This is a genomic window from Bacillus sp. RC51, assembly GCF_044908115.1.
Lineage (GTDB): Bacteria > Bacillota > Bacilli > Bacillales > Bacillaceae_G > Bacillus_A > Bacillus_A mycoides.
Genome location: NZ_JBIYCW010000024.1, coordinates 1 through 12421, shown reverse-complemented (window position 1 = coordinate 12421; position 12421 = coordinate 1). Strand labels below are relative to the sequence as shown.

7 protein-coding genes and 1 pseudogene are annotated in these 12421 nt (G+C 31.4%); 7 read left to right on the top strand and 1 reads right to left on the bottom strand.

The window, feature by feature from the left end:
- Positions 1–1375: 1375 nt before the first annotated feature.
- From ABH959_RS28010 to ABH959_RS27985, 6 genes are all read left to right on the top strand, one after another.
- Entirely contained in the window at positions 1376–1606 is a 231-nt protein-coding gene (locus ABH959_RS28010; protein ID WP_404493451.1) for a DUF2187 domain-containing protein, read from the top strand.
- Positions 1607–2108: 502 nt separating this feature from the next.
- The gene (locus ABH959_RS28005; RefSeq protein WP_002016969.1) at positions 2109–2678 is read left to right on the top strand and encodes a hypothetical protein; all 570 of its coding nucleotides are present in this window, start codon (positions 2109–2111) and stop codon (positions 2676–2678) included.
- Between the two features lie 479 nt (positions 2679–3157).
- Positions 3158–4573 carry a phosphatidylinositol-specific phospholipase C gene (locus ABH959_RS28000; protein WP_404493449.1) on the top strand — a complete coding sequence of 472 codons (1416 nt, stop codon included), beginning with the start codon at positions 3158–3160 and terminating at the stop codon, positions 4571–4573.
- A gap of 420 nt (positions 4574–4993) precedes the next feature.
- Positions 4994–5830 (top strand): BglG family transcription antiterminator LicT, encoded by an 837-nt coding sequence (gene licT / locus ABH959_RS27995; protein WP_033707505.1) that lies wholly within the window; start codon positions 4994–4996, stop codon positions 5828–5830.
- A 290-nt stretch (positions 5831–6120) separates the two neighbouring features.
- The gene (locus tag ABH959_RS27990) at positions 6121–7989 is read left to right on the top strand and encodes a beta-glucoside-specific PTS transporter subunit IIABC (RefSeq protein WP_113938461.1); all 1869 of its coding nucleotides are present in this window, start codon (positions 6121–6123) and stop codon (positions 7987–7989) included.
- 12 nt (positions 7990–8001) lie between these two features.
- Positions 8002–9420, top strand: a complete 1419-nt coding sequence (locus ABH959_RS27985) for a 6-phospho-beta-glucosidase (RefSeq protein ID WP_113938460.1) — start codon at positions 8002–8004, stop codon at positions 9418–9420.
- A 736-nt stretch (positions 9421–10156) separates the two neighbouring features.
- Here the strand turns inward: ABH959_RS27985 and ABH959_RS27980 are convergent.
- Positions 10157–10432: pseudogene (locus ABH959_RS27980) on the bottom strand (hypothetical protein).
- Positions 10433–11467: 1035 nt separating this feature from the next.
- On the opposite strand from ABH959_RS27980, the gene ABH959_RS27975 reads away from it, so the two are divergent.
- The coding region (locus ABH959_RS27975; RefSeq protein ID WP_404493446.1) for a cache domain-containing protein at positions 11468–12421 on the top strand (954 nt) is incomplete at its 3' end.

Below are 12421 nucleotides of genomic sequence, written 5' to 3'. Positions count from 1 at the left end.
GTCGAAATTTAAGTTTTTTTCATTATAACATATGGAATTAGAAAATACAGAAAAATAAAAATAAAAAAATCCTTATTTTACTTGAAATGCTATTTGAAATAAATTCACTCAAAAATACGCCATCCTTTCCTATGATTCTACAGAAAGAATAGCGTATTTTTTCATTTCAGGTGGGATTTAATTTTGCTAGCTTGTGATAGCGCACTAAAAATATCGTTATATTTTAATGAAATAGTTAAAATTTTGTAATCATTTTCTTCTTTTTTTAAATTAATAACATCATATAGGCGGTAAAACAGCAAAAGTTGATATTATTTTGAATTTCTTCACCGCTCATAATTGTTTTTTGTACATCTGGCAACGCTTTGATTCTGTCGATCCGCCATGGTACCTGAAAGTTTTATTTTTTAATGGTTACTTGGAATATAGGTTTTGAAGTGTTCTTGATGTAATTTTACTTTATATGCGATTCCTTATTTTTACATAAACACTTACTTCATAGTTTCTTTCTGTTGTGGCCGATAAAACGTATCTACCAACCGATTATACTCACTTCTTGAAATTTCTTTATTATACAGTTTAATTAATAAATCTTTATGAGCTTTCGAAAGCGCTATTTTGTCAATGAATTTTGGGTACATATATTATTCTCTCTCCGTCTGATAAATTATTATGTTGCATTTTGCCTACTTCGCTTGAATATTATAATGAAAAAATAAATATAATGCGAAGGTATTCCAATCTTTCATATCAAATTTAATTTTTCTATAGAAGAAACTTATCCAAAATAGTGAAATCATTGGGGTTCAATTTATGAAAATAATTGGCCTGAAAAATACTTTTTATAAAATAATATGAACAAGCAAAGTAGCATTTCTTATAGGAGCATTGCTACAAAAAGTAGATGAAAAAATTATATAAAATTACTGTAATCCCAATTATTGAAATAGTATTTGAAAAGGAGGGGAACTCAGTTTGAAGTCAATGGGGACATAGATGTTCCTATTACTTTACTAGAGAAAAGTAATAGTTGAGTATGCTTGATAGATGTGAGAACCATATGAAGCATATATCTATTAGGTATGATGGGAACAAATGAGTTTATAAACTCATTTAACCAATTCGTAGCTAGGGGCTAGGAAAATAGAATGGGTATAGCTGTATTGTTCTACTAATATTAGGAACCTTTGCTTTCTTTTCTCTACTTGTTCTTGTAATGTAATCCTATTTAACACGTCTTTTTCTCCTTTGAATACGATTGAGGATGTGGGTAGTCTTTAGACTAATATATTTATTGTAACCTGGATATATTGAGAAGGAATATGGAACAGATCTAATGAACTATAAATATAAAATACACTCGGGAGGTTTTTATATGGAAAAAATAATTACAGTAAAAATAGGGGATTATGTCCAATTTCCTTATCGTGACAATCCTTCCTTAAAATTAACTGGATATGTGGTAAATGTTCTAACAAATACAATTGTTGTAGATGTTTCAGAAATACTCCAAATTCAAGAAAATGAATTAATAGAAATTCGTCAAGTTGTCAAACATGGCTGTTATGAAAGGATTAGCAAGCATGGAGAGAAGAGTATTTCCTAAAAAAGTGCTCCTAGATAAATCTAGGAGCACTTTTTTTGATGTAGTTACTGGTTTCATTGGATGGTGAACACCAGCAGTTAGATAATAACTTATGAATTTAAGATACTCACCTTGTAAACCCTCTCATCTTTTATCTGTTAAGAAGGTTTGTAACAGAACCTAAAAATAAATATGAAAATTTGTGTTAATTTATTAACTTTAATATGATTTTTCGCTTCAATTATAGTATTAGCAATATGATTTTACTATGTTTATAGAGTATATATAAAGATTTAAGATGATAAACTATCTTATAAAAGGCTATTATCTAATCATTTATCTGAAAATTGCGAAAGTATGTGTAGATAGATATTATTGTAAATACATATATAATTCATTTTAATTTTCTGACATTAATTATCGGTATTCTTATAATAATCTTTGGCGTATATTGTGATAAATACAATGTACGGTGTCAGTATTTAAAAGGTTATATATCATAACTTAAAGGGGGAAGAAAACTATGAAAATGAAGAGTAAGATGATCATGACAACAGCGCTTGCAGCTACTTTAGCTACAGGTGCATTACCTACTACATCGGTATTTGCTGCAGAAAAAGAAGCACCTATTCAACAAAAAGAGTCACAAATTAGTATTCAACCGTTTGCACAGAATAATTTGGAAACAGCTGTTAATGCTGCTTTACATGGTCCCGAAGTCAAAAAAATAAAAGTATTTGAGCATGAATTTAATGTAAAAGAAATAGAAGTAGTAAATCTAGGTGGAGGGAAGAAATATGTTAAGGGACAAATTTCTCATCATTTAAGTTTTCGCCCAGATGATCAATTTTATTATGAGTTTACAGTACAAGATGGAAAGGTGATAGATAAGCCTGTATTTAATATTGATAGGGGTGGTTTTACACCATTTGTGGCTCCGCTTTTATCAATTCTTGCTGCGTATAATGGAATCCCAGTTAATCCAAACGATTTAAACTCACTTGGTCAACAGCTTGGAAAAGTTATAGATGGAAGCTGGGAACAAGCAGCACAATCTATTGCCACTGTAGTTAGTTTAACTTTTAATGAGTAGAAATTGAAGGGGAAATAAGTTATTGTTTAGTTTTGCAGAAGCCCATTTTTCGTAAGCATCCTTTTTATAAAAAGCTTTTAAATAAATATAAACCATGTATTAACACACCTGTTATATTTTCTTAATTTGTTAACCATCTTGTCTATCATTATATGTCACAAAATAGGAGTCTTGTTTAAGACTTCTGTTTTGTTTGTATAAAAAATGAGTGGCTTCGATTCTTTTTAAGATCCGTGAAGTATGATGAAGAATGGTGTCTTTACATGTCTATGGTTCGGCTCTATGAAATTTGTATATGCATGAATCTGATGGTTGTTGGATGAACTGCTATGGCCCTTCAAAATTTCAAGTAACAGACCGCTATCAAAAAATATTTTTAAGCAGAAAATCTCATTATTCTGGGAAAAGAAGCAATGTATATTGTAAAAAAACGTACCTTATTTTATGAGACGAATCTATTAAAAATTAGGAGAGATATAATGAAGAAAATAAAAATGAAAAACATCTTAAAAAGTGGAATCCTTACTTGTTTTACACTTGCAAGTTTATGTACGACTTCTACAGTATTTGCTGATAGTCATCCAGGTTATTCCTATGAATCCAATATAGGCTATCAAAATCCAACATGGATGTCAAAACTAGAAGATACAAAAAGAATAAGCGAAGTATCTATCCCGGGGACTCATGGTTCAATGGCTTTACATGGGGCAAGTTTTATTGATGAAAATTTGACAAGAAATCAAACAATGACCCTATCTCAACAATTCAATGCAGGAATTCGTTATGTAGACATGCGTGTTAAACGTGTAAAAGATTCTTTTGCGATGCACCATGGAATTGTAAATCAAAAAGCAATGTTTGAAGATGTATTAAAAGAGACAATTCAATTTCTAAGAGATAATCCTAAAGAAACTATTTTAATGCGTTTAAAGGAAGATACTGATCCTGAAAGTGGCTCGCTATCATTCGAGGAAATATTTAAAAATTATAAAGACCGTAATGCTTCCTATTTTTGGGATCCGAATTCTGTACCATCCTCAGAAAAAAATAATCCTAATTTAGGAGATGTTCGAGGGAAAATTGTAATATTACAAAATTTCTCGGCATCTCAAGAATATGGTATTAATTATGAATCTTTGAATACCCAAGATAAGTTTGAAGTTGGCACTGGACCAGACGGAATGTATGAGAAATGGAATGCGGTGAAAACCCATCTTCTAAATGCAAATAATAACTTTAACAATGGTAAGATCTATCTCAACCATTTTAGTGGCACGGGTGGTGCAGCAGCATTATTGAATAATTGTTACCCTTGGTTTGTTGCAAGTGGAAAAGAGAGCAGAAATACTAATAGTAATCCAAAACTGATTCAAAAAAATGTAACAAATGAATGGAGAGATTTCCCTCGAGACATAAATGGACAAGTATTTTATGGGGGAATGAATACACTTGGAACTGATTTCATACAACAAGGTGGTATTAAGCATTCTGGTATTATTGCTGCTGATTTTCCTGGACCAGGTTTAATAGATAGTATTATCAGATTAAATGGGATAGACTCAAGTGAAAAAGAAATATTAATTTCCCAAATTTCTTCTGAATCGAATCCATTATCTGGACAAAAAAATCGATCAAGTCAAAACTTTAGCATTAATAATTTACCTATAGGAACAAAGGGGTTAAAATGGGTTATCGAGCCTACAGAAAAAGATAATGCATCTACTATTTCCTTCAATGTTATGATCGATGTTTCTCTGGGGACGGATTCTGTTCGTTGGGGAAACATTTCGAATGGATCTAAGACTGAAGCATATACAAATTCTAAATACTATATTGCAAACCCAAGTGGCGCAACTAGCAAATTTACAGTGAAAATATACGCTATTACAAATTAAGGTTTTATTGTAAAGTTTTTTAATAAGGGTAAGGTTCTTTGAACTACTCACCACTTAACATCCTCGCGGACTGTTTGAAGTGGTGAGTAGTTCAAATCAAAGCATAGTGAAGTATTGCTAGCTATGATTCGTATTCAATTTATGCTACGAACCTTATGGTCAACATGTACTGTCAAACTAGCTAAAAAAACAGGAAATAATATGTAATTATAAAAACTTATTGAAAACGCTAACATAGTTGGCTATAATCAGGGTATAAAACTTCAAATGGATTGTGACTGTTCGGCAGGCAAAACCTAAATTATGGTGAAACCAGATTTTGAAATACTGGATTCTAATTAATTTAGGTTTTTTTATACTCTAAAGTATGTAGCTGCTGCTGAGCAATCAATATCTAAAAACCTAATAAGGTGATGATATATGCTCATAAAAAAAGTTTTTAATAATAATGTTGCTTTGGTAAACCGAACTGGAACAGAAATGATTGTCATGGGTAAAGGAATTGCTTTTCAAAAAAAAGTAGGTGAATATATTGATGAATCCATAGTGGATAAAGTATTTGTGCTAGAGAAGGAAAGTCAAGTATCGAATAAATTATTACAATTAATTAATGAGATTCCTACGGAACACTTCGAGCTTACTACCCAAATTGTGGAATATATAAAGAAACAAATTTCTAACTCAATTAGTGATAATATTTATCTTACCTTAACTGATCATATTAACTTCGCAATTAATCGATTTCAACAAGGTCAAATTATTAGGAATCCTTTATTTTGGGAAATAAAAAAGTTTTATCCAGAAGAGTATAATGTTAGTTTAACAGCTCTTACAATAATTAAAGAACATACTGGATTTGAACTACCAGAAGAAGAAGCTGGTTCCATTGCCTTGCATGTAATTAATGCACAACAAGATAATATAGTAATGGAAGAAACCATTATGGTAACAAAAATAGTAGGAGAAATTTTAAAAATTGTAAACTACTATTTTGGAATCAAATTAGATGAAAAATCTCTGAACTATAATCGTTTTGTTACACATTTAAGGTATTTTGCTTATCGTCTCTCTCGTAATGAACAAATAGTAGAAGAAGATAGCTTATTATTTCAACAAGTTAAGGAAAGTTATCCGGAAGCTTACGGTTGTGCAAAGAAGATAATGGCACTTTTAAAATCTAACTACAATCAAAAACTTACAAAAAATGAGATTACTTATTTTGTTATTCATATAAACCGTGTTACTCAAAGAAAATAAAATTAAAATGATTAATTTACAGGATTGTGACTGTTTGGCAGGCAAAACCTGAGTTGAAGCTTATGTATATACATAATTTCAACTCAGGTTTTTTATATTTCTGATGCTACATTTTATAGCATTGATCCTTATCTAATCAAAAACCAAGAAATTCTCTTAGAAGAAACCTTTTGTTTCTCCAATTTCCTCTTTTTGTGTCCAAGGGGTTAAGCTTTTGAGTACAAATCTCTAAGGAAATTCAGGCTATCTTGATATATATAATAATTTTTAATAATAAAGGAGTGTGTAGAATGAAATATGAAAAATTATCAAAAAAGATTATACAAGGAATCGGAGGAAAGGAGAATGTCAAAAGCGTTGTCCATTGCGCTACGCGTCTTCGCTTCCAACTAAATAATAAAACGCTTTTAGACAAAGAAAAGTTAGAACATTTAGAAGGGGTACTTAGTGTTGTTGAGAGTACAGGACAAATTCAAATTGTAATTGGTTCAAATGTTGCAGATGTGTACAATGATTTAGTTCAAGTAGGAAACTTTAATAGTGGATCTGTTCAATCAAATAATCAACCAAAAGAAAAGGTAAAGCTCACAGCAATGATTTTCGAATTAATCTCTGGTACGTTTACACCGCTCTTAGCACCACTTGCTGGAGCTGGGATGTTAAAGGCGATATTAGCAGTATTAGTTATGTTTGGTGTTCTTTCTGAAAGAAGTGGTACGTATGGAATCCTAGCAGCAGCAGGAAATGCTATTTTATACTTTTTACCTGTTATGATTGGTATTACTCTTGCTATTAAACTTGGTGCTAATGGATATATGGGTGGAATTATTGGAGCTTCATTATTAGAACCGAATTTTACTAGTCTAATGAGCAATGGAGATACAACTTCATTCTTGGGAATTCCTGTCCTATTAATGGATTATTCTTCAAGTATCGTTCCATCCTTTATTGCTGTACTTATTTATGCACAATTGGAGAAGTTCCTAAAAAAAGTTATCCATAAAGATTTACAATTATTTCTTTCTCCAATGATTTCATTGATTATTATAGTTCCATTAACAGTACTAGTGTTTGGTCCATTCGGAATTTATGTAGGGAAAATGATTACCTCTAGTATTAACTTTTTAAGCGAACACAGTGGATTACTGACTGGTGCAGTGATTGGAGGTACAATGATTATTCTAGTTGTCTTTGGACTTCATTGGGCACTCATTCCAATGAGTATCGAAAACTTAACGAATGGTGGAGATCCAATAGATCCAATGTGGGCAGCAAGTACATTTGCACAAATGGGAATCGCTTTAGGAATTTTCCTGAAAACGAAAGACAAAAAACTAAAATCTCTAGCAGGATCTACTACAATTACTGGTTTACTTTCTGGTGTAACAGAACCAATTATTTATGGCTTAATTTTAACTCATAAACGTACCCTAGCTTACGTCATTATTGTTGGTGCTATCGGAGGCGCATTTATTGGGTCATTTAAAGCCGAAGCGAAAGCGTTTATGCTGCATAGTATTTTTACACTAGGTGGTTCTACCACTCCATGGTTACCTTACTTTTTCATGATCTTACTTACAGTTGGTGGAGCTACACTGCTTACTTATTTCTTTGGATATGAAGATAAACCTTCAAAACATAAGGGAAAGATGGAAGGGGAACCTAAGCAGCTGAGTAATCCTAATAACACGAAAAAAGTATTAAACAAACAAATAATTAACAGTCCATTATCTGGACAAGTCATCCCATTATCACAAGTAAACGATCAAGTATTTTCATCCGAAGCAATGGGTAAAGGTATAGCCATTGATCCTAATAAGGGTGAGGTGATTTCCCCAGTAAACGGGACTGTGACTACTATGTTTCCAACTGGACATGCAGTGGGAATTACCTCAGATGATGGAATCGAGATTTTAATTCATGTAGGAATTGATACTGTTCAATTAGATGGAAAGTATTACACTAAGCTTGTAGAAACAGGAGATTCAGTGTCGATGGGGCAATCTTTAATTCAATTTGAAATTGATAAAATTAAAGAAGCTGGATATGAAACAACGACACCTATTATTGTGACAAATAGCAATCAATTTCTAGATATTATTCAAACGACGAATCAATCCGTCTCAACTAATGCTAATTTATTAACAATAGTTAAATAGGGGGTATTAAATATGAAACCATTCACTAAACCGTTTCCTGAAAATTTTTTATGGGGTGGAGCAACAGCAGCGAATCAAATTGAAGGGGCTTATAAAGAAGGTGGAAAGGGTCTTTCTACAGCAGATGTACTACCAAATGGTGTCTTTAGCCCACCAAATTTCTTATTAAATGGAGATTGCCCTTATCATACTGCAATTGACTATTATCATAACTATAAACAAGATATTGCTCTCTTTGCAGAAATGGGATTTAAATGCTTCCGTATGAGTATAGCATGGACTCGGATTTTTCCAAATGGTGATGAGTCTCAACCAAGTATAGAAGGATTAGCTTTCTATGACCAAGTATTTGCCGAATTGAAAAAATACCACATTGAGCCTATCGTAACAATATCTCATTATGAAATGCCTCTCAATTTAGTGAGAAAATATGGAGGATGGCGAAATCGTAAACTTATTGATTTTTATTTAAATTTTGCCACTAATTTATTTGAACGCTATAAACACGTGAAATATTGGTTGACGTTTAATGAAATTAATTTTGTAATTCATGCTCCTTTTACTGGTGGGGGACTCGAGTTTAAAGAAGGGGATCATAAGCAAAATATACAGTATCAATCGGCTCATCATCAATTTATCGCAAGCGCTTTAGCTGTAAAAGCAGGTCATGAAACGATAAAGAATAGTAAGATAGGTTGCATGCTTGCCTATGCGCCAACTTATCCACATACTTGTAATCCTGAAGATGTATGGAAAGCTATGATGTTAGATCGTGAAACAGTATTCTTTACTGATGTTCAAGTTCGAGGATATTATCCGTCATATACTGAAAAATATTTCGCTGAAAATCAAATACAAATCACAATGGAACCTGGTGATGAGGAAATTCTCTCATCCCATAAAGTAGATTACCTAGGTTTTAGCTACTATAATAGCGGTACGGCATCTGCATCTCCTGATAAATATGAAACTTCTGCCGGTAACTTACAGGTTGGTGGTGTTAAAAACCCATACCTAAAGGTCTCAAATTGGGGATGGGAAATTGATCCAAAAGGTTTACGCATAGCCTTGAATTTGTTATATGATCGATACCAAATACCTCTATTCATTGTTGAAAATGGTTTTGGAGCAATAGATGTACTAAATACAGAAGGTACAGTACATGATGATTATCGAATTAATTATTTGAAATCTCATATTACAGAAATGAAAGAGGCCATCACTGATGGAGTCGATTTATTAGGTTATACTACATGGGGACCAATTGATTTAGTAAGTGCATCAACAGCAGAAATGAAAAAGCGTTATGGATTCATCTATGTAGATAAGGATAATGATGGAAATGGAACCCTAAAACGTTATAGAAAAAAAAGTTTTGCATGGTATAAAAATGTTATTGCCTCTAATGGTGATAATTTGGATTCATTTTGAAATTAAATTTTAACACATTATCCGAAAAAATTCTCTTTCCTCAAGCGTGTACAGGGGGATAGCCCAACGATAGGTGGGAGAAATCTTTCGGTTTGGTGCAGCCAAAAGATTTCTGATAAACTAGAAACGGTTCTGTTGTAAAGTTTCTTAACACATAAAACGGTGAGGAAATTACAATTGAATTTTATGAAGCCGCTAATAATTTTTGTAATACGTTATACGACGAAAAGACGAGGTCTGATTGAAGACTTCGTCTTTGTTTATTTCGTTGGAATCTATAATTAAAGAGTATAAAGAGAAGAAATAAAGTAAAGTATGAACCACCTAACTAACACATATTACTTCATAATGCACTTAGTAATTATATAATTTTTATATAGCTATATGGTTTATTATCTTGCAGTAGGGGGGATTTTGAAAAAGAAAGAAGAAGCATATTATCTGCATGCGTGCTAAGGGACAAAATTACGAAATTCATTAAAATAGAACCATGGCGTTCATTGAAAGAAGAAATGAATGTTTTAGGTTTCACGGACAGTGATATTTTTTAAGTTCAAATGGTATTATATGATCCGAATAAAGGCAATAAGCAAAAATAAAAGCAAGATAATAGGGATCACGCCACATTGCTATTAAGCTAAGCGTATATAAGTTTAAGCTCTTTTCAGCACCTTTTACATCTAATTTGATTCATAACAGATTGTTGTCATAGACCAACAAATAAAAACACAGGGTTTTATCTCTGTGTTTCTTCAAATTTTCGTTCTTGAATATATGCTTTAGCATGAATAATGTCTTCCTGAAGTTCTTTTAATTCTTTCATAGATTCTGATTCAATAGTCATGTAAGCAGTAACTAACCTAATCATCATATCCATCTTCTCTACTATATTTTGAATGACCTGTTCAGCTTGCTCTTTTTTAGGGTGTTGTATTGCTTTTAATATATCTTACATATAATTGTTCTTTCTTTGCTGGATATCATAAATAAACTGTTTTGTGTTTGAGTTCAGTTGTTTTTCCTCCGTTTTAGATTTCTTTCTATTCTATCATATTTGAATAGAAAATATTGGATTCCCCTACATTTACACCTGTCTTATACATCTCCTCAATTATACAAACTAATTCTTTAACGTACAGGGAACTAATCGAAACGTGTTAATTTTGTGTATAAACGTACAATTTTCTTTTTTGGATATGGTGAGGCCATGCCCATCAACTTAAGAAAAATAAACGCCCCAAAAACGAAAAAAATGAACTGACTTCTCAAAGTAGCTACCTGTAGAGAAGGAAAATTTTCGTTTAGGGGGTACTTCAAAACCTTAGCTTGATAGCGATGTGTTCCATTCTCCAAAATACATATTGGTTCCTGCGGTTATATATTCTAATGCTAGTATTTTTCTATATAGATGGTAGCAAATTAAAATTCATACTAAATTATTTGTAATATATGGAGATACGTATAATGAAAAATTTATATATTTTTTGATTTTAATATTTAAAACTTATGTATACATGTTACAATATAGTCCTCCAATTTATTGTATTCTTCTATTTAGAATTTATGGTTCAGTAATCCAACAAAACAACAAGCGGCTGTAGTAAATAGATGTATGAATGAAGTGAAGCAGTTAGAGTGGTTTAAAAAGCCATTAAGTAGAATTATCCAGGGGATATATTCACTTAGTTAAGTTTTAGAGAATTTCTTATGGTAAGGATTTCATACAATTTAATTAGGCCTAAATTAAACCTTTTATCCAATCAAAACTAAAAACCATTTTAATAGAGTGAAGTATATATTTAATACGGTTTATTTGGAATAATTCTTATTTTTATATTTGCTTAAAATAGAAAAATAACATACTTGAAAGGGGGGATAAATAAAACTCCGCTTGTGAAAGCTAAATTGCTATCTCTGAAGATGCATGTAAAAGGATGTAGTAGTAATTTCATTTCAAATGATACCATAAATAATTGTAGAAAAAGATAAAGGAGTAAACATTTAAATAAATAATATGAGTTGTAAGAATGAAAAGGAGAAGAAAATCGTGTTTAATATAAAAAAAAGATTGGAACAAATAAAGCTAAAAACGAAGTTGTCTATGGCATTTATTACAATATTAATTATACCTAGTCTTATTGTAGGAATAACATCTTATGATGAGGCGAAAACAGATCTTAATGAAACAATTCTACAAACAGCAAAAGATAATGTAAGTATTTTAGATAAGATTGTTGATGATGAATTAGAAAACAAATATATAGATGTAACTTATTTTGCAAAATTACTCACACAAGGCAATTATAATCCTGATCAATTACAAAATGTGCAGAGTAAATTTGAACAATATATACAGTTACATCCAGAGATAGAAACAATTTATTCCGCATCCAGTAACAATCAATTTATTCATGCGCCTGTTGGAGAAATACCAGAAGGATTTAATCCGTTAGAAAGTAGTTGGTATAAGGATGCAGAAAAAGCGAATGGAGAAATTATTGTTTCATCTCCGTATAAATCAAAAGCTACAGGAAATATGGTAATAGCGATTGCCAAACAAAATGCAGATAAAAGTGGTGTCATTGGTATGGACTTAAATATTGATGATATCGTAAAAACATCTAAAATGATAAAGATAGGAAAGCAAGGTTTTGTAGCTATAGTGGGTCAAGATAAAACTATAGTTGTTCATCCAACATTAAAACCTGGTGAAAAATTAGATAAATCTTTAGCAGATGAACTTTATAAGAAAGAAGATGGAGAGATTACGTATAGCCTTAATGGTGAGGATCGAAACATAAGCTTTAAGACAAATAAAAAAACAGGTTGGAAAATAGCTGGTGTAATGCCTACGAAAGAAATTGAAGAAGCTACTAATCCTATTTTTTATAAAACATTTGCTATAATAGGAGCTTCTTTATTATTAGGTGGAATTATAATTTTCTTCATTCTTAGATCTATTATTAATCCACTAAGACAATTAGTTATTTCAGCTCAAAGA